The following is a 25,519-nucleotide window of genomic DNA, read 5'->3' on the forward strand; positions in this document are numbered from 1 at the left end:
GCGGGCCGTTTACCTAATCACAAGACCTGATCATGGCCAGCGCATGCTGCGGACACGATGAGTCGTTTGCCCGTTACCGGGGCGAACTTCCCCGAAAGGTGCTCCTCCGCTCGCGAATATCAGGACACCGCATATCGCGCGGCAGATATTTCGCGAAGCTCCACCCTGGATAGGCCTACCGCTGAGTAGCATGGCACCCAAGATAACCCGCTGCTCGGCATGCAGATTGCCAGGTACAAGGTCCGGGGTTACATGGAACTCATCATCTGCGAGGGCAGTGATCTGTGCCGGGGTCAACCCGCCATCACCATTTCCTGCCACGAGCCTCGTCACACCGGCTCCCGGGATGTCAACGTCCAGGACGGCGGTCGTGTGAATGTCGAAGTTCGCCTGCCCCGGTTCGGATTCGTTGATTTCACTCGCCCGGGCAGCCTGCGGCTCATTGCAGTTGTGGACCAGGACCGGCGTGACCGCCGCCAGCACGTAGTACGTGTGCAGGTCGCTGACGGTCAGGTTGTGGACCGTGGCCGACTGGGCGGTCCAGCGTTCGATCGAGGTGATCTGGACGTGGGTGCCGGTGCCGGTCTGGAGCCACTGGCCTGAGGTGAGGTCGGTGGCGTCGATCCAGCGGGAGAGGGCGGGGACCCAGAAGGGGTGGCCGTCGGTCGCGGTGAGCTGGGCCGTCTTCGAGCCGGACGGGCCGTCGGTGTCAATGGTGACCTTGACGAGGTGCTTGACGCCCTGGCCCTTGATCTCCGCGGTGACCGTCTCGACGCGGGTCTCGCCGGTCTTGGGGTCGGTGGCGAGGACCTTGTCGCCGGCCTTGACCTGTTCGATCGGCTTGGTGGAGCCGTCGGCCATCAGGACCTTGGTGCCCGGGACGAAGCTGTTGTCCGCGGTGGAGCAGGAACCGCCGCTCGACCCGCCGTTGCTGCGCGACGAGCCGCCGTTGGAGCCGCCGGCCTTGGTGGTGCTGACCTTGCCGGAGCCGCCGGACTTGCCGCCGCCCTTGCCGGAGCCGCCAGCGGACGAGGCCTTCGGGGCTGCCTTGGCCTGGGCCTGCTTCTGGACGGGGTTGCCGGTTTTCTTTGTCTTCTGGACGGCTGCGTCGCTGATTTTCTTGGCTTGGTCGGCGGCTTTCTTCTTGGCCGCCTGGGCGGCCTTCTTGGCCCGTTCGATCGCCGCCTTCTTGGCCTTGAGGGCTGCGGCCTCGGCGGCCTTGGCGGCCTTGAGGACGATCTCGGCGGCCTTCTTGGCGGCCTTGAAGGCCTGGATCGCGTCGATCGTGCGGTCGATGGCCCGGAGGACGGACGGGATCTTGCCGATCTTGCCCCAGGGGATGGCGTCGATGATGAGGCTGCCGCACGACCACATGTCGCCGCCGAAGCAGGCCATGGCGTCGTTGATGCCGATGAAGTCCTTGAGGGTCTCCCAGGCGATCGAGAGGATCACGGAGCTCAGGGACTTGCCCATGGTGGCCTGGGCCTGGGCGACTTCGGCGGCGCTGAGGCCGGCGCCGGCGAGGGCGGCGGCCTTCTCCGAGGCGGTGAGGGAGATGGCCAGTCCGGTCGGGTCCGAGTGGGTGACCGGGTTGTTGTGGGCGTAGGCGTAGCCGTTGGACTGTTGGGGGTCGGTGAGGTCGACGATGGGGTCGGCGGACAGGAAGCGTCCGACGACGGGGTCGTAGAGGCGTGCGCCGAGGGGGGTGAAGCCGGAGGCGTCGTCGTTGGTGGCGCCGAGGAATCCCTTGTGGGTCTGCATGCCGATGCTGGTGGTCGCCGCGGCGCGCTGGTTGCCGAAGGGGTCCTGCTTGCGGATGCGGACCGACTGATCGCCGTTGAGCTCGACCTCGGCATAGGGGGTGCCTTGGTGGTCCATCGTGATGGCGACCAGCCAGGAGGCGGCGGAGCCGTAGGCGAAGCGCATGACCGCGCCGCCCGGAGCGGAGTACGTGCGCTGGGTGTTGATCAGCGCACCGCCCTTCTGGACCGTTACCTCGGCCTCGCCCAGGTGCAGGGTGGCCTGCTTGCCCTTGATGGTGAGGAGTCGGCTGCCGCCGGGGCCGTAGATGTGACGGGTGTCGTTCTGCGGAGCCCATTGCTGAGCCGCGGCGGTACCGTTGCAGGTCGCCAGCACGATCGCCGTACCGCTCGCGGTGGCCGCGTCCTTGACCGCGACGCACAGGCCCGACACGACATGTGTCAGCTGCCCTGCGGCGTTCCGCTTCAGCTGCTGCGCCGCGGTACCGGAGCAAGGTTGGATCTGCACCGCAGAACCCACCGCGTTCGCCGCCGGCTGGAGACACCAGGTGTCGTACACCGCCAGCGAGCCCAGATTCGGGTCGGCCTGATTCGGTCCGGGGGTGAAACGAAGCTTCTGCGCCGCTGTGTCGTTGCAGCCGTACAACTGGAGCGGCTGGCCTGCGGCCGCCAAGCCTGACTTGAGGTCGAGACACTTGTCCGCGAGCCCCAGATACGGGGTCTTGCCTCCGGTGCCCTGGCCGGTGATGCGGTCGACCTGGCCGTCGTACGTCCAGCTCAGCGACTGGCTGTCGCCGGTCATGGGGTCGGTGATGGTCTTGGTCTCACCGGTGAGCTCGTAGAGACGCTCGGTCTCGGCCTTCACCGCCGCGCCGGCAGGCGTCTTGTACGCCTTCGACACCTTGGTCAGGGTGTGCGGCTGGGAGCCGTCCGCCTTGCCGTAGGCGTAGGTGGTGACGGCGTCCTTCGTGGTGTCGCCGGTGAAGTCCTTCTCGGTCAGCTTCTTGCGGTTGCCGAGGAGGTCGTACTCGTACTCCTGCCAGTAGCCGGAGCCGAGGGTCTTGCCGGTGCCGGGTGTGGCGTTGATCGACCCGTCGGTGTTCGTCGGGCCGGTGGAGCACGTGGTGTTCTTGTCGGTCCAGGCCTTCGTCAGCTGGCCCAGCGGGTCGTACGAGAAGCACTGCCGCTCGTCGATGCCCGTGGAGTGCTCCTGGATCCCGGTGACGTTGCCGGCCGGGTCGTAGGCGTAAGAGCGCTTGGAGACGAGGATGCCGCCGACGAGAGAGGTGTCGCCGGTCTGCTCGCGGTAGACCTGCTGTTCCTGGAGTTCGCCGCTGGCCTCATCGAAGGTGTTCTGCGTCCACACGCGGTACGGCTGGGCGCCGAGCGTGGAACGCATGACCTGGCCGTACGGCGAGTAGACGGTCTCGGCGCCGTACCAGTCCTTGCCGGATATGGAGAGGGGCAGGCCGTCCTTGTTGTAGCGGACGACGAGCTTCTCGGCGGCGAGGGCGCCGACGGCGGGGAGGGTGGCCGAGTCGAGCCGGCCGGTGTCGGAGTACTGGTAGCCGTACGTGTACGAGCTCTGCAGACCCCAGGTGTCGGCGATCGACTGCGGAAGGCTCAGAGTGGTCGAAGTCGGCTGGTAGTCCTTGTCGTAGCCGTTGATCTTCTGCGTGTACGCGAGACCGTCGGTGTAGCGGGTCACCGAAGCCGGGAGGCCCTTGCCGCCGGGGACGGAGTCGTACGTGAAGTCGGCCAGGACTGCGCCGGAGCCGTCGGTGAGCCGCTGCTGCTTGGGCCGCGACAGGTCGTCGTAGGAGTTCCAGACGGTGCCGCGTTGGGTGGTGACGGTCTCCGGACGGTCACGGTGGTCGTACTTCGTGCTCGTCGTGCCGGCGTCCGGGTCGGTGGAGGAGTCCAGCCGGCCACGGTGGTCGTACGTCCAGGACCACGGGTGCGTGGGGTCGGCCGACGAGGTGGCCTTCGCCAGCTGCCCGCGGGCGTCGTACTCGTACCGCATGGACGTGAACGCCGTGCGGGCCGCGTCGGTGAACGTGTCGACGCGGGAGCTGCGGCCGAGGGCGTCGGTGTAGATCCGGTAGGACGGCGAGCCCTGCGGGTTGATGACCGTGGACCAGTCGGCGCCGTACTCGTAGCGGGTGGCCCGCGACGGGAACGGCTGCGAGGTGGCGCCCTCGGACCCGGGGGTCTCGTACTTGAGGAACGGCATCTCCTGCACCACGCGGCCGAGGCCGTCGTAGGTGTACTCGGTGACGTTCGGGACGGCCGTGTCGGCTTCCGGCGTGAACAGCTCACCGGGCATGGCCTCGTGAGTCAGGTAGGCGTTCCTGGTGCGCCAGACCTCGCTGGAGCGGTTGTAGAGGGTGTCGGTGATCAGCCAGCCGCGGCCGACGGCCTGTTCCTGCGTCTGGCGTTCGCGGCCGAGGGCGTCGTAGATCGTGACGGAGGTGTCGATCCGGCCTTCGTCACCCCGCGTGTACGTGGTCACGTAGGGCGGCAGGCGCGTCGGGTCCGCCGGGAGGAACTCGGGGATCGTGTAGACGGCCCGGAAGTCGGGCACGGCCGTCGGCGATGGCGTGCGGCCGGGGCCCCAGGCCTTGACGAGACGGCCGAGCGGGTCGTACTCCGCCTGGCTGACGCGCCCGTTGAGGTCCGTGGTCTTGACGGCGACGGACCGGCCCGGCTCCAGTTCCTGGATCTGCTCGTGGCCCGCCGAGTTCCGCTCGGTGACCGTGAAGACCTGTCCCTTGTCGGGGGTGTAGGTGATCGTGGAGGTCTTCAGGTCGGGGTCGGTGCGCGAGGTGACGCGGCCGATCTCGTCGAAGTCGGTGGTTCCGTCGTTCTGGAAGCCGGTGCCCTCGCCGTTGAGCGACCACGTCTGGGTGGCCTCGCCGAGGGTGGCGGCGGTGAGCGCCGCGCCGTAGCCCTGGTGGTCGTACGCCGTGCGCGTGGCGCCGCTGAGCGTCTTCAGGTCACCGAAGGTGGCGTCGGCACAGCGGGTCGGGGAGGTGAGGACCTCCTTGGTGAGACCGATGAGGTTCTTGTCGGCCCGGTCCAGATAGGTGGACCTGGTGCAGGACTCGTCACCCGGCTTCGCGGTGTCGCCGAGGAACTCGACCTGCGTGGGCAGGCCGTTCTCGTCGTACTGCGTGAGGGTCTCGACCTTGCGCTCGGGGTTCTTGTCGTCACCGGTGCCGGAGGACTTGGTGTACGAGGTGGTCCTCGGCTCGGTGACGCGCCAGGAGCGCAGCGGGCTCAGGCCGTCGTCGCGGTTGCGCCTGGCGAGTTCCTCGGCCTCGGGCACGGTGACGCTGCGGGTCAGCCAGTCCGTGTCCGCGTCGTCGGCGTTCGCGTAGGTGAGCTCTTCGGCGATGCGGCCGGCGAAGGGTTCCTCGTCCTTGGCGATCACGGACGGGTCCGTGGGCTCGGTGACGTTCCTGCCGACGCCGGTGATGTCCGTGACGAGCGTGCCGGCACCCATGCCCTGGAAGAACCGGGTGACGGACTTGGATCGCTTGCTGCCGCTGCTGGGGTCGTCGGCGCCGGTGATCGTGGTGGTCTGCGCGACGCCGGCGAACTGGGAGTAGGTGCGGGTGGACTTCTTGGTGAACTCCGCCTCGGCCAGCTTCCAGCGCGGGTCCTTGTACTCGTAGGACGTCAGTGTCGGGTACGAGCCGGGGATGTTGGGGAGCTCTTCGACGCTGTCCACGGCGTACTTGTGGAACCAGTCGATGTCCTCGACGCTCGGGTCGGGGTTCCAGAACGAGGGGTAGCAGAAGCGGTTGTTGGTCTTCAGTCCCGCCGTGTCGTCCTTGCCGGGCAGTCCGGTGCCGGTGGCGCAGGCGCCGGTGGGCTTCTTGTAGGTGACGACGGTCTCGCCGCCGTACTCGTTGATGACCCGGCTGATCCGCTGGCGGGAGAAGCCGGGGCTCGAGTCGTCCTTGACGCGGTTGGGCATGTCCTCCCTGTTGGGCAGGAACCGCACGGCGTTGAGCTTCACGCTCGCGTCGCCTGCGCCGTTGCGCCCGAAGCCCGTGCGGGTGACCGAGTCCAGCCACAGCGCGGTGTTCACGCCGGTCTCGGTGGTCGGGAACTTCTGCGCCAGCCGGTACTCGTCCACCGCCTGGCGGGCGGTGGTGGAGGAGAGCCGCTGCGCCGACGTGGTGATCTTGTCGAGGCGCTTGCGGGACCAGAAGGTGGGGCCGGCGTTCCAGCACGGCTTGCCGGAGGCGCAGCGCAGGTCGGCGGGGGTGTCGTACCAGCCCCGGTAGTTGCCCGGCTGCTTGGAGGTGAAGTTGGCCTCGGTGCAGGCGATCGATTCGACCGTGTAGCAGCGCTCCTCGACGTCGAACGCGACGCTGGCGGGTGCGGTGGCCGAGAAGACGGTGTCCTTGCGCTGGCCGTAGTCGATGCGGGACAGGTAGCCGTCCCGGTGGTACTCGACCGGCTGGTTCCAGTTGAAGTTGCGGGCGTAGTAGTTGTTGTCGCGGGTCCACCACAGCGACATGGCGTTGCCGTGGATGTTCTCGACGTAGTCGAGGTTCCAGCGCCAGGCCTGGTTGCAGAACGAGTTGGGCCAGTCGCCCGCCTTGTAGCAGGGCTCGTCCTCGTGGTTGCCGTATACCGGGACGGCGAGCACGGAGTTCGTGTACGGGTCGTCGGCGAGAGTGCCGTTGTCGGACCAGCCGGGAAGCTTGTTCCGGCCGAAGTAGTACTTCGTGCCGTCCTTGGTCGTGACGACCCAGTACTCACCGTCCGCGTCCTTCATGCCGGGACGCGGGTCGTTCGAGGGTTCTTTGAGGCGCTCGACCTTCGAGCCGTCGCCGTTCGCGGTGAACCACTGGCCGACGGGCTTGCCGTCGGAGCCGATCGGGCCCTTGTTCTTGTCCCACACCAGCTCGGTGGTCGAGCCGCCGAGGGAGAGGGTGGCGTTCTCGGAGCCGTAGCAGAGGTCGCCGGTGCCGTGCGTGGGGTTGTTCGACCCGGGCTTCTTGGCGTCCTGGCGGCAGTTGGCGTAGGTGCGGGTGATGGAGCCCGCGTTGTAGTCCCAGCCGTCGCCGATCCAGGAGGCCTGGTTGTTCGTCGCCGAGGTGCGGCCGTCGACCGACTGCGACGAGTACGCCAGGTTCACCTTCGGCATCAGGCCGCCGGCGACCTCGGGGACCTGCACCTGGTAGCCGTAGGTGAAGGCGCCGCTGGACGAACCCGCCGACCACGAGCCGGACGACAGCAGCGGCGACGCGCCGAAGTCGCTGGCGCTGGAGGCGCCGGTGTCGAGCACGCCGAGGGTCTTGGGGTCCGGGGCGGTCTCCGCGACGAAGGCGGCGGTGTGCACGGACGAGCCGGTGGCCAGCGGGGCGGGCTCGTCGGCCAGCAGCTTGGCGACGGGCACGGTGCCGGAGACGATCGTCCGGTTCGGCAGGTTCTTCGCGCCGGTGTTCCTGGTGGCCGCGGCCTTGGCCGGCACCACCTTCACCGAGCTGCGGAGCCGCTCGAACGACTCCGTGTCGTCCTTGCCCGTCATGGTCTCGGTGCCGCCGGAGCAGTCGCCGGACGTGGGCGAGGTCAGGACGCAGTCGGGCAGCAGCACGACGCCGAAGCGCTCGCCGGCCTGGGCGCCGTAGAGGTCCTTGAAGCTGCTGGTGTCGACGTCGAGGACGACCTGGGCGTTCGGGTCGACGGTGGCCGGCGGGGTGATCTGCATGATCAGACCGGAGACGCCCGCCTCCTCGGAGGCGGCGGGCGCGGCCAGGTCGACCTTCCACTCGCCCGCCAGCGCCGACGGCTCGGTGCCCTGGGGGACGCCGAGGGCGATGGGCAGGCCGTTGGTGACCGCGACCGACTGCCCGGGCTGCACCGTGCTGGGGTCAGCGGTGCCGGAACCTTCCTGCCAGGGCGTCACGTTGGCCGGCACGTAGGGCTTGACCGGCACCTCTTCGGAGATGCTCAGTTCCTTGACGGCCGCCAGGTCGGGATCGAGCGGCACGTCCTCGGGCAGGTCGGGCAGCTTGATCTGCGCCGTGTCCTCGGTACGGCTCATGCCGGGACCCGGCGCGGCCCACGCCTCGGCGCCCAGGGTCGTCACCGACAACGTCGAGGACAGCAGTAGGACGGTCGCCGTGCGGCCGAGCCGCCGACGCCGTCGTTGTGATTCCGTCATGGCTAGGCGTCCCCGCCCCAGCCATGACAGCGGACCTGAAGCACGCATACGCGGCGACTCCCACTGAGGCAACCCAGACAACGGATGAGGTGCGGAAACACCAAAGAGCGCACGCCCGTGACGGGCGCACGCGTGTGCACCATCCGTCATGAACACCGCAGCTCTCAAGGCCGTTCACGATCGGTTCCGTTCGCCGACTGTGATGTCGACCACGGGATATGACGCCCCGAAAGATGAAGCCGACGACCTTTCAGGTGGATCATCCGATTTGCCAGATACCCGCTCTTACAGGTCGCGCGAAAGCCCCAGGTGGCGCCTTAGTGCCCGCACGGTCATGGGACCCCCACCTCCAGGTCACGACTCAATAAAACCTTCACGAATGGACAGGCTGTGAAGGCCGTGTGATCGTTTGCGCGCCTGTGCCCCGCGGTCCGCCGTCCGGGGCTGTCTGTGCTGTCCCCCATTCCGCTTGGTCCCCACGGGAGTAGACCGCCGTGACCGCGCCCCGCCTGCTCAGCCCCTTCGTGCGCACGCGCACCAGGCTGGCCTGCACCCTCGGCCTCGTACTGGCCGCCCTCACCGCCGCCCTGCTGCCCTGGTGGCAACCTGACGGCCCACCAACAGCGCAGCCCGCCCGCCCGGTCGACGCGAAGCAGGCCTCCACCGGTCCGCGCGACACGGAGGCCGCGGTGGAGCAGGCCCGTCGGACCGGAAAGCCCGTGCTCGTCGAGACGGCGACCACGGCCACCGAACTGACCTGGGCCCTGCCGAACGGGCTGATGCGCACCCGGATCAGCGCCCTCCCCAAGCGCGCGAAGAACGCCAAGGGCCAGTGGGCGCCCATCGACAACAAGCTGGTCCGGACGAAGGACGCGCCCCGCGGGCTCGGCATCCGGCCGGTGAACGCCGCCCTTCCCGTGCGGTTCTCCAGCGGCAGCGCCGACGCGTCCCGCGCCGACCGGTCCTTCGCCCGGGCCACGCGCCCCGGCGACACCGTGCTGGCCGAGATGGACGTCGAAGGCCACACCGTCGCGTACACCTGGCCCGGCACCCTGCCCGAGCCGGTCCTCGACGGCCCCCGCGCCCTCTACCCCGAGGTCCTGCCCGGCGTCGACCTGCTCGTGCTCGCCCGCGAGGAGGGTGGCTTCGCCCAGCTGCTCATCGTCAAGACCCGCGAGGCAGCGCAGCAGCAGGCGCTCAAGACCGTGACGTACGGCCTGCGTTCGGACACGGCCGTCTTCCGGTACGAGGACAAGGGCAGCCGCGTACGGATCCTGGACAAGGCCGGCAAGGACGTCGGCTCGATCCCCACCCCGTTCGCCTGGGACTCCAGCGGCCGCGACCCCGAGCTCCCCGGCCCCGAGGCCACACCCCGTACCTCGACGGCCACCTCCGCCGACGTCCTGAAGCTCTCCGGCCTGAGCGGCATCGAGCCCGGTGCCAAGCACGCCCCCGTACCCGTCGCGTTGCGGGGCGAGGGCACCGGCGACGCGCGCCTGGAGCTGGGCGCGGCCGCCACAGGGCTGTTCACCGACAAGGACGTCCGCTTCCCCGTCTTCGTCGACCCGACGATGAAGACCCCCAGGGAGCACTGGACGACCGCCTACCGGCCGTACCCGAACAGCAGCTTCTACGACGGCACCAACTTCAGCTCCGGCACCTCGGACGCCCGCGTGGGCTACGAGACCGACACCGGTGGTCTGGCCCGCTCGTTCTGGCAGATGGACTTCAAGACCATCACGGGCGCCACGGTCTACGACGCCTCGTTCAAGGTGCTCAACAACCACTCGTGGTCGTGCAGCGCACGCGAGTTCCAGCTCTACCTGACCGGCGGGATCTCCACCGGCACCACGTGGAACGCGCAGCCGAGCTGGGCCACGTGGCTGCAGAACAAGAGCTTCGCCCACGGCTACGACCCGAAGGTCTTGAACTGCGGCGACGCGTACGAGATGTTCGACTACGAGAACGTGAAGGCCGCCGCGCAGAAGGCCGCCACCAACAACTGGGGAAACATCACCTTCGGTCTGCGCGCCACGAGCGAGGGCGACGCCCACACCTGGCGCAAGTTCCAGGCCTCGTCCGCCGAGTTCCAGGCGGACTACAACCGCAAGCCCAAGGAACCCACCGGCGGCTACAGCACGCCCGGCGGAGCGTGCGTGATCGCCCCGGGCACCAAGACCATCGCGTCGACCAACATCACCCTCACGGCCAACGCGAAGGACGACGACCTCAACCTGAAGCTGCTCCGCTTCCGCGTCACGAAGGTCGGCGGCACCGCGGTCGACTACGTGGGGACCCCCAACTCCGCCGGCACCGCCACCGTGAACGTCAACGGTCTGACGAACGGCGCCACCTACACCTGGGTGGTGCAGGCCGAGGACACGTTCACACCGCCGGGCCAGTCCAGCTGGTTCCCCCTGGGCGACCAGCCCTGCCGCCTCACCATCGACACCACCGCGCCCCCCGCGCCCGACGTCGAGAGCAACGACTTCCCCGAGATCACTCCCGACGGCCAGACCTGGTCCGAGGTGAAGTTCGGCGGCACCGGCACGATCAAGTTCAGCTCCGTCGGAGCCGCGAAGTTCCGCTACAACTTCGAGGGCGTCGGTAGCACCGACGTCACCGCGGTCAACGGCGTCGCGACGGTGAACAACCTGAGGCCCCCGCACGCCGGCCCGAACGGAATGCAGGTCTTCTCGCTCGACGCGGTGGGCAACGTCAGCGGCCGCACGGACTACGCCTTCTACGTCCGGCCCCGCGACAAGGCGGACGGCCCGGGTGACGTCGGCGGCGACGACTTCGTCGACCTCCTGATCATCAACTCCGCCGGCAGCCTCCAGTCCCTGTCCGGCATCGAGGGCGGCGACCTGTACAGCGGCATGCGCGGCTCCTACGTCCTCAAGCCCGACGCCGAAGACCCGAACATCCTCAGGGCCGAGGAACCGCCGCCCGGCTACTGGTACGACGCCGGCACCGGCAAGACCGCGCTGATCAGCAAGTACGCCGACACCTACCCGGGCGACGGCTACACCGACCTGTTCTCCGTCGCGCCGGACGGCACCTTCTGGATCTACCCCGGCGACGGCTACGGCACGTTCAACGTCGAGGACCGGATCTCCGTCCAGCTGCCGTCGAACGCCCCGGCGCCGTCGACCTGGACGCAGATGAAGGCGGTCGGCGACATCACCGGCGACAAGCTGCCCGACGTCTTCGTCCGCGCGGGTGCGAACTTCTGGGTCCTCTCCGGCTACACGGGAGCCCAGTTCCAGACGGCCACCCAGATGACCGGCGAGACCTGGACCAGCCGCGACGTCGTCAACCTCGCCGACATCGACCTGGACAACACTCCCGACCTGCTGTTCCGGGACGTGAACACCGGCGTCATGTACATCCGCCACGGCAAGCCGGGCAGCGTCGCCGGCAGCGTCAGCCTCGCCTCCCTGATGACGTCCGCCGCCTCGCGGCAGGGCGACGTCTCGTACGGCACGGGCTGGACGCAGACGAACGTCTCGGCCGTCATCGGCATCCCCGACGTGAGCAGGGCCCTGGACGGCGACAGCAACGGCGTCCCGGACCTGTGGACCCGGGACGGGGCGACCGGCAACATGAAGCTCTACTACCCGACGACGGCCAACACCAGGGCGGCGTTGAAGACGGTGCTCTCCATCGACTGGAGGAGCGTCAGGGCCTTCACGTAGCCGAAGGCAGTACGGGGAAGGGCCCGGCCGACACCAGTCGGCCGGGCCCTTCCCCGTATCCGCCCGCGGAGAACTCAGCGGCAGAGCACGTCCTCCGCCGGCCGCACCCCCTCCGTCAGGAAGCGGGTCACCGCACGGTCGCCGCAGGCGTTGCCGCTGCCGAGGTAGACGGCGTGGCCGCCCTTGTCGACGGAGACGAGGCGGGCGCGGTCGCCGAAGGCCTCGCGCATCCTCAGTCCGGACGAGTGGGGGGTGGCGGGGTCGCGAAGACTCTGGATCATGAGGACGTTGGACGGGCCGCGGTCGGTGATGCGGGTCGGCTTCTCCACCGCGCCGCCCTTCCAGAAGGCGCACGGGGTGACGTTGGAGGGCATCCCGGCCGTCAGCGGGTGGCGGACCCGGTCCGCGGCGACGGCCCGCTCGTACGCGGGGACGGAACGGGGCCAGTCCACGTCGTTGCAGATCACGCCGACGCTCACCGTCGCCGCCTCGTCGGGCATCGGCCCGGTCAGCTCCGGCGGCAGGACGGGCACGCCCGCCGGGTCGAGGGCCTGGGACATCAGGCGGGCGAAGGGCTCGAAGGCGGTGTCGGAGTACAGCGCCTGCTGGAGGGCCTGACGCAGGACCGTGCCGGTCAGCGGGACACCGGCGGTCGTCGACGGGCGCGGCGCCCGGTCGAGCCGGGCGGCGAGGTCGAGGAACAACGGCCTTACGTCCTGCGAGTGTTCGGCGAGGCGGAGTTCCTTCGGCCGTGCCGGGTCCGAGGCCCAGGCGGCGAAGTCGGGGAAGCGGTCCTCGGCGCCCCGGGCCATGTCGGCCAGCCAGCCCTGGGCGACGCGCTTCGGGTCGGGGTCGGCGCTGCTGTCGAGGACCCAGCGGTCGGTGCGGCCGGGGAACTTCTGCGCGTACACCGCGGCCACGTACGTCCCGTACGACACGCTCCACGCCGACAGCTTCCGCTCGCCGAGCGCCTGCCGCAGCCGGTCCAGGTCCCGCGCCTGGTTGGCGGTCGTCAGGCCGCGCAGCATCGCGCCGCCGTTGCGCTCGCACGCCTCCGCCATCCGGCGCGACCGGTCCACGTTCTCGCCGATGCCGCCGTCCGCCGCGGGCCAGGACCGCATGGTCACCAGCCGCCGGTCGTCCTCGGCGAACCCGCACCGGGCCTTCGCCGAGCCTCCGACGCCCCGCGGGTCGAAGGCCACCAGGTCGTACGCCCCGCCCATCTCCTTCGCCAGGGCCGCCCCCTTCTGCCCGAGCCGCTGCACCCCGGAACTCCCCGGGCCGCCGGGAATCACCATCAGCGTCCCGCGCCGGGCTTCCGGCCGGTCGCTGCGCAACCGCGCCACGGCGAGCCGGATCTGCTCGCCGTCGGGGCGGGCGTAGTCCAGGGGTACGGAGAGCATCGCGCACTGCTGTCCGGGCAGCGGCTTCACCGCCGGGGCGCAGTCCCCCCATTCGAGCCCGCTCGCCGCGACGGCGGGCGTGACCCCGCCCCCGGCGAGGGCGACACCGGCCACGGCGGTGACGGAGAGGGCGAGCATCAGGGCCTTGCGTCCACGGTTCGTCGTCATGCGCACAGCCTCGCGGACCGCGCCGGCGGCTCCCATCCGGCAGACAGGCGGGTCGGAGGTGGGGTCAACCCCCCACTTTCACAGTCGACTTCGTGAAACTCCGGTGCGGTGGCCCCGCCCTTTCCGCACAATGATCGTTTCCCTCGAACCGCAAGGTGGACCTTCCATGGAAACCGCACCACGCGCGACCGCCTCCGGAACCTGGCTCCTCGGCGGCGACCTTCCCGTCAACCGGATCGGCTTCGGCGCCATGCGGCTGCCGCAGCGCGGCGAGGCGCTCGTAGAGAACGCCGTCCCGATGGACCGCGACCGGGCGATCGCCGTCCTGCGCAAGGCCGTCGCCCTCGGCGTGAACCACATCGACACGGCGGCCTTCTACTTCTCCCCGCTGCGCTCCGCGAACGAACTGATCAACAGCGCCCTCGGGGGGGCCGTACCCCGACGACCTCGTCATCGCCACCAAGGTCGGCCCCGCCCGCGACGCCGCCGGCGCCTGGAGCGACCACGCCCGCACGCCCGCGGCACTGCGCGCGCAGGTCGAGGAGAACCTGCGGCAGCTCGGCCGGGACCGGCTCGACGTCGTCAACCTCCGTATCGTCGGCACCGATTCGATCGCCGAACGCTTCGGCGCCCTCGCCGAACTGCGCCGGGCGGGCCTCATCCGCCACCTCGGCCTGTCCAACGTCACGCCGGACCAGCTCGCCGAGGCGCGGGCGATCGCCCCGGTCGTCTGCGTGCAGAACATGTACGGGATCGGGGTCCGCCCCGAGTACGAGGAGTTCGTCCGGCACTGCGGCGAGCAGGGGGTCGCGTTCGTCCCCTTCTACGCGATAGCCGCCGCCGGCCGTGAGACGGGAGCCACCGCGGCGGAACACGCCGACGTCCTCGCCGTCGCCGAGTCCCACGGTGCGAGCCCCGCCCAGGTCCGCATCGCCTGGACCCTCCACCAGGGCCCCCACCTCCTCGCCATCCCCGGCACCGGCGACCCCGCCCACCTCGCCGCCAACGTCGCCGCCGGCGCCCTCCGCCTCACCCCCGAGGACCTGACCCGCCTGCACCGCGCCCACCAGGCCCCCACCGTCCAGGGGCCGAAGGCCGGCCTCGGCTGAGACCCCGCCCGGGGCCCCGCGCGTCAGCCCACCACACCCTCCAGGGTCAGCGGCTTGCCGGGGATGAGGGCCTGGTCCCGGGGCCCGTACGGGACGAGTTCGTCCCACCACTGGGCCGCCGGGTCGAGGCGGGCGTGGGCGAGGGTCCCGACGAGGGCGGGGTCGCGGGCCTGGAGGGCGCGGAGGGTGAACGCGGGGCCTTCGGGGAGGTGGGCGATGCCGTCGAGGACGAGCTTGCCGAGCTCGGTGGACATGACCGGGCCGCGCGCGGTGCGCGCGAGGCCCGAGACCCGGCGGGTCGCGTCGGCGTGGACGGCCAGGGCGCGGGCGAGCGGCAGCCCGAAGTAGCGGCGCGGGCCCGTGTCGCGCTCCACGAACATGTAGTACGGCACGAGGCCCAGTTCGACCTGCTCCTGCCACATGGCCGCCCAGACCCCGGCGTCGTCGTTGACGTGCCGGACGACGGGCGCCTGGGTGCGCAGGACCGCGCCGGTCCCACGGAGCCGGCGCAGGGCGCGGCGGGCCGGCTCGGGATGGAGTTCCCGCGGGTGGGAGACGTGCAGCATCAGGGCGAGGTGCCGGCCGGAGGCGACGACGCGCTCGAAGAGGCGGAGCAGGTCGTCGGCGTCGGGGGCGGTGAGGAAGCGTTCGGGCTGGAACGACACCGCCTTGGTCCCGATGCGGACGGTGCGGACCTGCGGCAGGTCCAGGAGCGGTGCGACGTACGCGTCGAGCAGCTCGGTCCGCATGACGAGCGGGTCGCCGCCGGTGAGCAGGACGTCGGTGACCTCCGGATGGCGCGCCAGATGCCCGGTCATCGCGCCGGGCCCGTCCACGGCCTGCCTGCGGGCCGGGTCCCCGGTGAACTGCGGCCAGCGGAAGCAGTAAGCGCAGTATCCGTGGCAGGTCTGCCCCTGCCGGGGAAAGACGAGCAGCGTCTCCGGGTACTTGTGCTGGAGCCCCCACCCGCCCTCCGGCACGTTCAGGTGCAGCTGACCGCCGGGATGCGGGTTGAGCCGTTCCCTCAGCCCGTCGACGACCAGCCGCAGCCGCACCCTGTCCCCGCTCCGCAGCGCCGCCTCCACCGCGGCGAAGTCCGCGGGCGCCAGCATGTCCCGGTGCGGCATCACCAGCCGGTACAGCGGATCGTCGGGCGCCCTCGACCAGTCGACGAGCTCGTCGGCCACGTGCGCGCTCACCTTGAACGGCAGCACGCGCCCGACGACCGCCGCGTCATGCCCGAGGGACGGCTGTCCGGTCCGCTCGGCGATGAGCCCCGCCAGGCGCTGCCCCGTGAACGACGTCACCTGTCGCCCACCACCAGAACGTCCGTCATCCGCACGGCTGCTCCCTCCCCCCGGGGCCCGCGGTCCGTCGCACCCCGCACGATGATGGGCAGCACGGCCGGAACCGCCAATACCGCTAGCGGCCCCCGGTTCCCCGGACAACCCGCCAGTCCGGCCAATCCCTTCCGTCACCTACCGGACAGAGCCGGACAGTGCCGGACACCTCCGCACGCCGGGGACGACCGGTCCGTACGGTTACGTCCCCTTCACACCCGGCCACATCCGGCCGGAGCACGAAGGCGGGGCGTCCTCCAGATTGACGCCTTTCCTCCGTGGCCCCGCGGGGCGCATGCCGCGAACGCCCGAGGGCCCGGCCGTGACGGCCGGGCCCTCGGAGTGCGCACGTGTCAGAAGAGACCCTTGAAGCCGTTCCAGCCGCCGGTGCCGATCAGCACCCGCCCGCCGTACAGCCCGTTCCCCGCGCCCGCGTACCGCCACAGCTTCCCGGCGGAGTCCCGCGCCACCAGGTCCGCGCGGCCGTCGCCCGACAGGTCGCCGACGCCGACCAGGGAGGTGTAGGCGCCCCAGCCCGTGCCGAGCTTCACCCGCGGCGACAGACCGCCGGTCGCCGTGCCGTAGTACCGCCACAGCACGCCGGCCGCGTCGATGCCGAGGAGGTCGCCCCGCCCGTCGCCGTTGAGGTCGCCGGCGCCGACCAGCTTCTTGTACAGCTTCCAGTCGGCGGCGATCCGCACCCGGGGCTTCATCCCGTGGCCGGCCGTGCCCGCGTAGAAGTACACGTCGCCGGTGGACGCCTGCCGTGCGATCAGGTCGACGTACCCGTCACCGTTCACGTCACCCGGGGACGTCAGGACGTCGTACGCGCCCCATCCCGAACCCACCACCGTGTACGGCGACGACGCCGAGACCACCTTCCCGCAGCCGGGGCGGTACGCCCGCAGCTGGTCGCCCACCCGGGCGTAGACGTCGACGCACCGGTCGCCGTTCAGGTCGCCCGTCGGCACGAACACCGACGTCGTCGGGAACTTCGCCCCCGTCCCCGCGATCCGCGCCGACAGCGCGCCCGTACCGGTCCCCCGGTACATCGACACCAGGCCCGTCGTGTCCATCACCAGCAGATCACCGATGCCGTCGTCCCCGGCGAGGTCGCGGTACACGGCGACGGCGGTGCCACCGGACACGGAGAGCGCTCCGGACACCGACAGGTCCGCACCGACACCGTCCGCGGCCTTCGCGGTCAGCGTCCACGTGTAGGCGCCGTTCGGGGCGGGCGCCCCCGCCGTGTCCTTTCCGTCCCACGCGGCGGCGACGAGGCCGCGCGCCTCACCGCCGGTCAGGGTCCGGACCACCTTGCCGGTCGCCTTGTGCCGGAGCGCCAGGGACCAGGAGGCGGCGGGCTTGGACGTCCACCAACGCGGCTTCCAAACAGTCGACTTGACGTCGACGGACGTCGGCACGTCGGCGTCGACGGCCGTGATCGCCGAGGCCGGCACACCGGACGGGACGACCCGCACCCGGCGGTCGACGCCGGTGTAGGCGACGTGCCCGCCGAAGCGGTCGACGGTCCAGCCGGAGCGGCGGACGGTGCCGTCGCCGAGGTCGGCCGCGGTGGCCACGACCCGCTGCGGCAGGTCGGCCACGTTCCCGCTGGTCGGAAGGCCGTCGTGCAGGTCGACCAGGGTCAGGCCGGTGCTGTCCGAGCGGGAGACGAGGTAGCCGTCGCCGAGCAGCACCTGCTCCGAGCCGAGGCGAAGGAAGCGCTTGGTGGACCGGTCGTACAGGCCACCGCCCCCACGGAAGCCGGCGCGGAGGCCGCCCTCAGCCCCACCCGAGGCCACCCCCGACCCCGCACGGAAGCCACCCGAGGCCACCCCCGATCCCGTCGGGAAACCCACCCCCGCCCGCCCCGGAAAGGCCCCTCCCCGGCCCTGGAGGCCGCCCCCGAGGGCCCGGGACACCGGCCTCGCCGGGTGGCCCCGCCCGGCGGACGAGACGCCCCCCAGGGCCCGCGCAGCACCTCCATACACCCCACCTGACCTGGGCTTTTACCATTTCCACCTCTATCCTTGAGGGACTCGGAGGGGAGATCCACATGGACCGGAACATCCGCACGATCGATGACGTCATGACCCTGCTCGACGGGCTGTTCGCACCCGCGGCGGACCGCTGGACGGAGGGCGGGGCGGAGTGGTGGGACGGGTTCTACGAGGACCGGGGGAAGGCGGTGCCGTTCTTCGTCGAGAAGCCGGACGAGAGTCTGGTGGGGCACGTCGAGCGGGGGCTGCTGCCGGCCGGCGGCAAGGCGCTGGACCTCGGGTGCGGCCCGGGCAGGAACGCGCTGTACCTCGCGTCCCTCGGCTACGAGGTGGACGCGGTGGACCTGTCCCCGACGGCCGTCGCGTGGGCGGAGGAACGCGCCCGCGAGGCCGGGGTCGAGGACAGCGTCCGGTTCCGGTGCGAGGACGTGTTCACGGCCGCGCTCGAAGGGCCGTACGACCTCGTGTACGACTCCGGCTGCTTCCACCACCTGCCGCCGCACCGCCGCGTCGGCTATCTCGCCTTCCTGGACCGGGTCCTGGCGCCCGGCGGCCACTTCGCGCTGACGACGTTCGCGGCGGGAGAGGGCGGGATGGGCTCGGAACTGCCGGACGCCGAGTTCTACCGGCGCGGGAAGCTGGAGGGCGGCCTCGCGTACACGGACGACTCGCTGCGCGCGGTCTTCGCCGACCTGACCGAGGTCGAGCTGCGCCGGATGAACGACGAGCCGGCCGAATCCCCGCTGTTCGGCGAGTCGTTCCTCTGGACTGGCCTCTTCCGGCGCCCTGCGTAGACTCACCGGCATGACATCTGTGGCCCTCGCGGTCTACGACGGAGCCATGCTGTTCGAGGCCGCTGCGGCCTGCGAGGTGTTCGGCGTGGATCGCGAAATCACCGACGGATGGTACGAGTTCACGGTCTGCGCCCCGCCGGGCGCGGACCGGCTCAACAGCGGCTGGCTCCGCATCGACACCCCGCACGGGCTCGACGTCCTGGCGGGGGCGGACACCGTCATCGTCCCGGCCTGCACGGACGTCGACGCCGGGCCGCCGGCCGAACTCCTCGCCGCCGTACGCGCGGCGCACGACCGGGGCGCCCGGCTCGTCTCCCTGTGCACCGGGGCGTTCGTCCTGGCGGCGGCCGGGGTCCTCGACGGCCGCCGCGCCACCACGCACTGGGCGCACACCGACGACCTCGCGGCCCGCTACCCCCGGGTCGAGGTCGACCCGGACATCCTCTACGTCGAGGACGGGAACGTGCTGACCTCGGCCGGGAAGGCCGCCGGCATGGACCTGTGCCTGCACCTCGTCACCGCCGACCACGGCGCCGCCGTCGCGGCCGAGCTGGCCCGCCGGCTGCTGGTGCCGGCCCGCCGCGCGGGCGGTCAGGCCCAGTACGTCGCCGCGCCGACCGTCGCCGACACGGGCCACGCGTTCGCCGACCTCCTCGACTGGGCGAGCGCCCGGCTGCACGAGCCGCTGACCGTCCCCGACCTGGCCCGCCGGGTGAACATGAGCACCCGCAACCTGACCCGCCGCTTCACCGCGACCACGGGCACCACCCCGCTGCGCTGGCTGCACACCCAGCGCATCCACCGGGCCCAGGCACTCCTGGAGACCACCGACGACAGCGTGGAACTCATCGCCTCCCGCACCGGGATGGGCACCGCGGCCACCCTCCGCCGCCACTTCCACAACGCCCTCGGCGTCCCCCCGGACGTCTACCGCCGCACCTTCCGCAGCCACCGCGCGGCCGCCTGAACCCGGGCGGCGGGGCTCACATCGACGCCAGGTACTCGGCGAGCCGGTCGTACTGCTCCCGCACCCCCGCCTCCATGCCCGCTTCCAGCGCCTGGTCCCTGATGTCGTTCGACGGCCAGAAGGACGTGCTGGTCAGAGCCGTACCGCCGTCGGGGGTCGCGTCGAAGGCGAGGTTCACCCGGACCGGCTCGGCGTCCGGCATCTGCTCGAAGACCTCCGTGTAGTCCAGCCGCTCGACCGGGACGACGTCCTCGTACGTGCCGGAGAAGACGATCTCCTGCCCGTCCGGCGCGGTCTGCCCCCACCGCCAGGCGCCGCCGGGCCGCAGGTCGATGTCCACGACCGTCGTCGTCAGGACGGCCGCCCCGTACCACTCCCGCACGTGCTCGGGGACCGTCCAGGCCTCCCAGACCCGCGCCGGCGGGGCGTCGAAGGTACGCGTGATGACCAGCTCGCGATCGGCCGGTGTCGTCAGCAGGGTGACCATGGTCGCGACCCCTTCCGTACGGCCCCGCGCGGCGGCCCTCCACCGTGACCGCCCCTTCCAGCATCCGCCGAACGCCCGAGGGCGGCACCCCCTGGTGGGGGTGCCGCCCTCGGTCGCGTTCAGCGATGAACCGCCGATCCCGGAGGATCAGAAGTCCATGTCACCGCCCGGCATGCCGCCGCCGGCCGGCGCGGACGCCTTCTCCGGCTTGTCGGCGATGACGGCCTCGGTGGTGAGGAACAGCGCGGCGATCGACGCGGCGTTCTGCAGCGCGGAGCGCGTGACCTTCGCCGGGTCGATGATGCCCTCGGCGATGAGGTCGACGTACTCGTTGGTCGCGGCGTTCAGGCCGTGGCCGACGGGCAGGTTGCGGACCTTCTCCGCGACGACGCCACCCTCGAGGCCGGCGTTGACGGCGATCTGCTTCAGCGGGGCCTCGAGCGCCAGCTTGACGATGTTGGCACCGGTGGCCTCGTCGCCCGACAGGTCCGCCTCGAGCTTCTCGAAGACGCTCGACGCCTGGAGCAGGGCGACGCCACCGCCGGCGACGATGCCCTCCTCGACGGCCGCCTTCGCGTTGCGAACGGCGTCCTCGATGCGGTGCTTGCGCTCCTTGAGCTCGACCTCGGTCGCGGCACCGGCCTTGATGACGGCCACGCCGCCGGCCAGCTTCGCGAGGCGCTCCTGGAGCTTCTCGCGGTCGTAGTCCGAGTCGGAGTTCTCGATCTCGGCGCGGATCTGGTTCACGCGACCGGCGACCTGCTCGCTGTCACCGGCACCGTCGACGATGGTGGTCTCGTCCTTGGTGATGACGACCTTGCGGGCGCGGCCCAGCAGGTCGAGGCCCGCGTTCTCCAGCTTGAGGCCGACCTCCTCGGAGATGACCGTGCCGCCGGTGAGGATGGCGATGTCGTTCAGCATGGCCTTGCGACGGTCGCCGAAGCCCGGGGCCTTGACCGCGACGGACTTGAAGGTGCCGCGGATCTTGTTGACGACCAGGGTCGACAGGGCCTCGCCCTCGACGTCCTCGGCGATGATCAGCAGCGGCTTGCCCGACTGCATGACCTTCTCCAGGAGCGGGAGCAGGTCCTTCACCGAGGAGATCTTGGAGTTGACGATGAGGAGGTACGGGTCGTCGAGGGACGACTCCATGCGCTCCATGTCGGTGGCGAAGTACGCCGAGATGTAGCCCTTGTCGAAGCGCATGCCCTCGGTGAGCTCCAGCTCCAGACCGAAGGTCTGGGACTCCTCGACGGTGATGACGCCTTCCTTGCCGACCTTGTCCATCGCCTCGGCGATGAGCTCGCCGATCTGGGTGTCGGCGGCGGAGATGGAGGCCGTGGAAGCGATCTGCTCCTTGGTCTCGACATCCTTCGCCTGCTCGAGCAGGGCGCCGGAGACGGCCTCGACGGCCTTCTCGATACCGCGCTTGAGGGCCATCGGGTTGGCACCGGCGGCCACGTTGCGCAGACCCTCGCGGACGAGCGCCTGGGCGAGGACGGTGGCGGTGGTCGTACCGTCGCCGGCGACGTCGTCCGTCTTCTTGGCGACTTCCTTGACCAGCTCGGCGCCGATCTTCTCGTACGGGTCCTCGAGTTCGATCTCCTTGGCGATGGAGACACCATCGTTGGTGATCGTGGGGGCGCCCCACTTCTTCTCGAGGACGACGTTGCGGCCCTTGGGGCCGAGGGTGACCTTGACGGCGTCAGCGAGCTGGTTCATGCCGCGCTCGAGACCGCGCCGGGCCTCCTCGTCGAACGCGATGATCTTGGCCATGTGAAGTGGTCCTCCCGGACATGGGGTGGATAACGCTCCAGGACCGCGCCGACGCCCGCGACGGACGGCCTGCGTGCCCTGTGGTTCCTTGCCCCACCTGGCCGCGGACCTCGTCTGCCCGATCCTCGTAAGCACTCTCACCTTCCGAGTGCTAACGCCAATGATTAGCACTCGGCATAGGAGAGTGCAAGCGACTCTCGGCGATCGGGACGTGGCGCGTGGGGCGCACGGGGGCGTGCGGGAACGCGCGAGGGGTCCGCATCCCCTCAGGGATGCGGACCCCTCGACGGCGTTGCGTCGGTGGCCGATCGCGCCGCGCTCAGACGGCGAGCTTGACCATGTCCGCCTGCGGACCCTTCTGGCCCTGCGAGATCTCGAACTCGACTCGCTGTCCCTCTTCGAGGCTGCGGTAGCCATCCATCTGGATCGCGCTGTAGTGGACGAAAACATCCGCACCACCGTCGACCGCGATGAAGCCGTAGCCCTTCTCCGCGTTGAACCACTTGACGGTGCCCTGAGCCATGCCTAACTCCCCTATTACTGGCCCTTGCGCGGGACCGCACTTCGCGGACCCGGGTCAGACCCTGCGCCGGAACGCGTCGACCGCCGCTGAATGTATCTGCCCAACTGCCCTCTGCAACAGGTCATTCGAGCGAGAAATCTCGGCACGACGGAAAGGGGAATTGGGGAGAATCCCCTGGATGACGGGGCAAGTCGGGCCCGGCAAAAGGCGCAGAACGCGCACAACGCACGGGCACTTTGGCTACTTCTTGTCGCGCGGGGACGCTTTCTCATATGCGTCCGGCATGAGCAGCGGAGGGGACTTCCCCAACTCTACCCCGCTCAACCATGCAGAATTGCCCCTTCCGCTTATAGGCGCGGAAGGGGCAATTCGAGAAAGACGGGACGCGATAGGCGTCAGCAGCCGCCGGCGACGGCCGGGATGATCGAGACGCCTGCGCCGGCCGGGGTGGCCGTCTCCAGACCCTGCTCGAAGCGCACGTCGTCGTCGTTCACGTAGACGTTGACGAAGCGGCGCAGCTTGCCCTGGTCGTCCAGGACGCGGGCGGCGATGCCCGTGTGGTTCTTCTCCAGGTCGGCGATGACCTCGGCGAGGGTCGCGCCCTCGGCCTGGACCTCGGACCGACCACCCGTGTAGGTGCGGAGGATGGTGGGGATGCGGACGTTCACGGCCATGTCTGCGTAACCTTTCGGAGGACCGGGGGAAGCGTGCGGTGTCAGAGCGCCAGGCCGGCGTCGCGGAACGCGTCCAGGCTCGGGCGGATGGTGACGGTCGCACCGGAGGTGTCGGCCACCGCGTCCAGGGTCTTGAGGCCGTCGCCGGTGTTGAGGACGACAGTAGTGAGGTTCGGGTCGATCAGCCCCGCCTCGACGAGCTTCTTCGTCACACCGACGGTCACACCGCCCGCGGTCTCGGCGAAGATGCCCTCGGTCTGCGCGAGCAGCTTGATCGCGTCCACGACCTGCTCGTCGTTCACGTCCTCCACGGCACCGCCGGTGCGGCGGGCGATGTCGAGGACGTACGGGCCGTCGGCCGGGTTGCCGATGGCGAGCGACTTGGCGATCGTGTTCGGCTTCTGCGGGCGGACGACGTCGTGGCCGGCCTTGAAGGCGGCGGAGACCGGGGAGCAGCCCTCGGCCTGGGCACCGAAGATCTTGTACGGCTTGTCCTCGACGAGGCCCAGCTTGATGAGCTCCTGGAGACCCTTGTCGATCTTCGTGAGCTGGGAGCCGGAGGCGATCGGGATGACGAGCTGGTCGGGGATGACCCAGCCGAGCTGCTCGCAGATCTCGTACGCGAGCGTCTTGGAGCCCTCGCCGTAGTACGGGCGGAGGTTGACGTTCACGAAGCCCCAGCCCTCGCCGAGCGGGTCGCCGATGAGCTCCGAGCAGAAGCGGTTGACGTCGTCGTAGTTGCCCTCGATGGCGACCAGGTCACCGCCGTAGACACCGGCCATGACGACCTTGCCCTGCTCCAGGTCGTGCGGGATGAAGACGCAGGAGCGGAAGCCGGCGCGGGCGGCGGCGGCGCCGACGGCGCCGGCCAGGTTGCCGGTGGACGAGCAGGACAGGGTGGTGAAGCCGAAGGCGCGGGCGGCTTCGAGGGCCTGCGCGACGACCCGGTCCTTGAAGGAGTGGGTCGGGTTGCCGGAGTCGTCCTTGACGAACAGCTTGCCGGGGGCGACACCGAGCTCGCGGGCGAGGTTGTCGGCCTGGACGAGCTTGGTCCAGCCCGGGTTCAGGTTCGGCTTCTCGGCGACGTCGGCCGGGACGGGCAGCAGCGGGGCGTAGCGCCAGATGTTGGCGGGGCCGGCCTCGATCCGCTTGCGCAGCGCCTCGGGGTCGCCGGTGGGAAGGTCGTACGCGACTTCGAGAGGTCCGAAACAGAGTTCGCAGGCGAAGATCGGACCGAGCGGGAAGACTTCACCACATTCGCGACAGGAAAGCCCGGACGCGGGACCGAGGTCGACGGTGGTGGAAGCGGCGGTCTGTACAGCCATGGAGGCGAGGCCCTTTCTCCTCATCTTTCCCATGACGAATTTTTCGCCATGAGACGGATTTGGCACCTTCCCTAGCCGGGGACCTCGCTGGAGGACGAGTAACCGACTGGAGGGTTGCCGGGGCTTCAACGGGCCGTTTCCCTCTGCCCCTCTGGATGAGCGGTATTCGATTGTGAAGTGCGCTGGACTTCGTTCCTGCACTCCGACGCGGTCGGCACCCCGACGTGCACCGGGGATCCGCGTTGTTCAAGACTGTAACCGAAGGCCCGGATGCTTGGACGGGCCGTCCGTAACGCGAGATGGAGATCACGTGCTGGAAGAGGTGGAGCGCTGGCTGGACCGGCGGTCCTGGTCCGTGGCGGACCGGCCGCTGGAGCGAATCCTCGCCGCCAAGCGCAACACGAGGGTCAGCGTCGTGCTGCCCGCGCTGAACGAGGAGGCGACGGTCGGGGACATCGTCTCCGTGATCCGACGCGAGCTGATGTCGGAGGCGGTGCCGCTGGTCGACGAGCTCGTGGTGATCGACTCGGGCTCCACGGACCGCACGGCGGAGGTCGCGGCGGCGGCCGGGGCGCGGGTGGTCGCGCGCGACGCGATCCTGCCCCGGATACCCGCCGTCCCCGGCAAGGGCGAGGTCCTGTGGCGGTCACTGATGGTGACGAGCGGGGACGTCGTGTGCTTCATCGACGCGGACCTGCGGGACTTCTCCGCGGACTTCGTCACCGGCATCGTGGGGCCCCTGCTCACCGATCCGGACGTGGACTTCGTGAAGGCGATGTACGACCGCCCGTTCGGCACCGAACTCGATGGGCTCGCCTCCGGCAAGACCCCTGGCCAGGGGGGCCGGGTCACGGAGCTCGTGGCGCGCCCGCTCCTCAACCTCCACTGGCCTCAGCTGGCCGGCTTCGTCCAGCCCCTCGGCGGCGAGTACGCGGCGCGCCGCTCCCTGCTCGAACGCCTCCCGTTCCCCGTCGGTTACGGAGTGGAACTGGGGCTGCTGGTCGACGCGCTGCACACGGTGGGCCTCGACGCCCTCGCCCAGGTGGACGTCGGCGTGCGCAAGCACCGGCACCAGGACGGGCAGGCGCTCGGCCGGATGGCGGCCGCGATCTACCGGACCGCGCAGCTCCGGCTCTCCCGGGGCCATCTCGTGCGGCCCCGGCTGACCCAGTTCGAGCGGGGCGAGAAGGGCTTCGAGCCGCGCACGCACGCGGTGGACACGGAGGAACGCCCCCCGATGACCGAGATCGCGGAGTACGCGCGGCGCCGGGTGGCCTGAGGTCCAGGGGCGCCACGGCACGGCGGCCG

The 25,519-nt window shown here is 70.4% G+C and carries 13 protein-coding genes, 1 pseudogene and 1 riboswitch; of the genes and pseudogenes, 5 read left to right on the top strand and 9 right to left on the bottom strand.

All coding sequences use genetic code 11. From position 1 onward, the window contains the following. Positions 1–30 precede the first annotated feature (30 nt). The gene (locus OO54_RS15790; protein ID WP_234439459.1) at positions 31–7,944 is read right to left on the bottom strand and encodes a ricin-type beta-trefoil lectin domain protein; all 7,914 of its coding nucleotides are present in this window, start codon (positions 7,942–7,944) and stop codon (positions 31–33) included. 494 nt (positions 7,945–8,438) lie between these two features. On the opposite strand from OO54_RS15790, the gene OO54_RS15795 reads away from it, so the two are divergent. Further along, positions 8,439–11,642, top strand: coding sequence for an FG-GAP-like repeat-containing protein (locus OO54_RS15795; protein ID WP_033203649.1), 3,204 nt, complete (start codon positions 8,439–8,441; stop codon positions 11,640–11,642). A 74-nt stretch (positions 11,643–11,716) separates the two neighbouring features. Here the strand turns inward: OO54_RS15795 and OO54_RS15800 are convergent, their stop codons facing one another. After that, positions 11,717–13,213 (bottom strand): alpha/beta hydrolase, encoded by a 1,497-nt coding sequence (locus OO54_RS15800; RefSeq protein ID WP_033203846.1) that lies wholly within the window; start codon positions 13,211–13,213, stop codon positions 11,717–11,719. Positions 13,214–13,379: 166 nt separating this feature from the next. Between OO54_RS15800 and OO54_RS41555 the strand changes: the two are divergent. Continuing rightward, a pseudogene (locus OO54_RS41555) lies at positions 13,380–14,322 on the top strand (aldo/keto reductase). 23 nt (positions 14,323–14,345) lie between these two features. Here the strand turns inward: OO54_RS41555 and OO54_RS15810 are convergent. Both OO54_RS15810 and OO54_RS15815 read right to left on the bottom strand, forming a co-directional pair. Next, positions 14,346–15,629, bottom strand: a complete 1,284-nt coding sequence (locus OO54_RS15810; RefSeq protein ID WP_033203650.1) for a KamA family radical SAM protein — start codon at positions 15,627–15,629, stop codon at positions 14,346–14,348. 386 nt (positions 15,630–16,015) lie between these two features. After that, on the bottom strand, positions 16,016–17,467 hold the full coding sequence (locus OO54_RS15815) for an FG-GAP-like repeat-containing protein (RefSeq protein WP_063738289.1): 1,452 nt from the start codon (positions 17,465–17,467) through the stop codon (positions 16,016–16,018). A gap of 254 nt (positions 17,468–17,721) precedes the next feature. On the opposite strand from OO54_RS15815, the gene OO54_RS15820 reads away from it, so the two are divergent. Both OO54_RS15820 and OO54_RS15825 read left to right on the top strand, forming a co-directional pair. Beyond that, a complete protein-coding gene (locus OO54_RS15820) occupies positions 17,722–18,459 on the top strand; it encodes an SAM-dependent methyltransferase (RefSeq protein ID WP_033203651.1) in 738 nt (245 codons plus the stop codon). A gap of 10 nt (positions 18,460–18,469) precedes the next feature. Beyond that, positions 18,470–19,426 (top strand): helix-turn-helix domain-containing protein, encoded by a 957-nt coding sequence (locus tag OO54_RS15825; RefSeq protein ID WP_033203657.1) that lies wholly within the window; start codon positions 18,470–18,472, stop codon positions 19,424–19,426. A 16-nt stretch (positions 19,427–19,442) separates the two neighbouring features. On the opposite strand, the gene OO54_RS15830 is transcribed toward OO54_RS15825, so the two are convergent. The 5 genes from OO54_RS15830 to thrC all read right to left on the bottom strand — a co-directional run bounded on the left by OO54_RS15830 (position 19,443) and on the right by thrC (position 24,235). After that, positions 19,443–19,913, bottom strand: coding sequence for an SRPBCC domain-containing protein (locus tag OO54_RS15830; RefSeq protein WP_017238233.1), 471 nt, complete (start codon positions 19,911–19,913; stop codon positions 19,443–19,445). A gap of 147 nt (positions 19,914–20,060) precedes the next feature. Then, positions 20,061–21,689 (bottom strand): chaperonin GroEL, encoded by a 1,629-nt coding sequence (gene groL, locus OO54_RS15835; RefSeq protein WP_017238234.1) that lies wholly within the window; start codon positions 21,687–21,689, stop codon positions 20,061–20,063. Between the two features lie 319 nt (positions 21,690–22,008). Then, a complete protein-coding gene (locus tag OO54_RS15840) occupies positions 22,009–22,212 on the bottom strand; it encodes a cold-shock protein (protein WP_015035246.1) in 204 nt (67 codons plus the stop codon). Between the two features lie 395 nt (positions 22,213–22,607). Further along, positions 22,608–22,886, bottom strand: a complete 279-nt coding sequence (locus OO54_RS15845) for a MoaD/ThiS family protein (RefSeq protein ID WP_015035244.1) — start codon at positions 22,884–22,886, stop codon at positions 22,608–22,610. A gap of 41 nt (positions 22,887–22,927) precedes the next feature. After that, entirely contained in the window at positions 22,928–24,235 is a 1,308-nt protein-coding gene (thrC, locus tag OO54_RS15850; protein ID WP_078905213.1) for a threonine synthase, read from the bottom strand. Then, positions 24,229–24,373: riboswitch (SAM riboswitch) on the bottom strand. Its footprint overlaps the gene before it by 7 nt. Positions 24,374–24,521: 148 nt before the next feature. Between thrC and OO54_RS15855 the strand changes: the two genes are divergently transcribed. Continuing rightward, a complete protein-coding gene (locus OO54_RS15855) occupies positions 24,522–25,490 on the top strand; it encodes a glucosyl-3-phosphoglycerate synthase (protein ID WP_033203659.1) in 969 nt (322 codons plus the stop codon). Positions 25,491–25,519 lie beyond the last annotated feature (29 nt).

The organism is Streptomyces wedmorensis (assembly GCF_000716445.1).
GTDB classification, from domain to species: Bacteria; Actinomycetota; Actinomycetes; order Streptomycetales; family Streptomycetaceae; genus Streptomyces; species Streptomyces wedmorensis.

Excerpts from the sequence above, each read along its gene's own strand:
- OO54_RS15800 (WP_033203846.1), bottom strand. The coding sequence starts at position 13,213 with ATGACGACGAACCGTGGACGCAAGGCCCTGATGCTCGCCCTCTCCGTC.
- thrC (WP_078905213.1), bottom strand. The coding sequence starts at position 24,235 with ATGAGGAGAAAGGGCCTCGCCTCCATGGCTGTACAGACCGCCGCTTCC.
- OO54_RS15845 (WP_015035244.1), bottom strand. The coding sequence starts at position 22,886 with ATGGCCGTGAACGTCCGCATCCCCACCATCCTCCGCACCTACACGGGT.
- OO54_RS15825 (WP_033203657.1), top strand. The coding sequence starts at position 18,470 with ATGACATCTGTGGCCCTCGCGGTCTACGACGGAGCCATGCTGTTCGAG.
- OO54_RS15820 (WP_033203651.1), top strand. The coding sequence starts at position 17,722 with ATGGACCGGAACATCCGCACGATCGATGACGTCATGACCCTGCTCGAC.
- groL (WP_017238234.1), bottom strand. The coding sequence starts at position 21,689 with ATGGCCAAGATCATCGCGTTCGACGAGGAGGCCCGGCGCGGTCTCGAG.
- OO54_RS15840 (WP_015035246.1), bottom strand. The coding sequence starts at position 22,212 with ATGGCTCAGGGCACCGTCAAGTGGTTCAACGCGGAGAAGGGCTACGGC.
- OO54_RS15790 (WP_234439459.1), bottom strand. The coding sequence starts at position 7,944 with ATGACGGAATCACAACGACGGCGTCGGCGGCTCGGCCGCACGGCGACC.
- OO54_RS15830 (WP_017238233.1), bottom strand. The coding sequence starts at position 19,913 with ATGGTCACCCTGCTGACGACACCGGCCGATCGCGAGCTGGTCATCACG.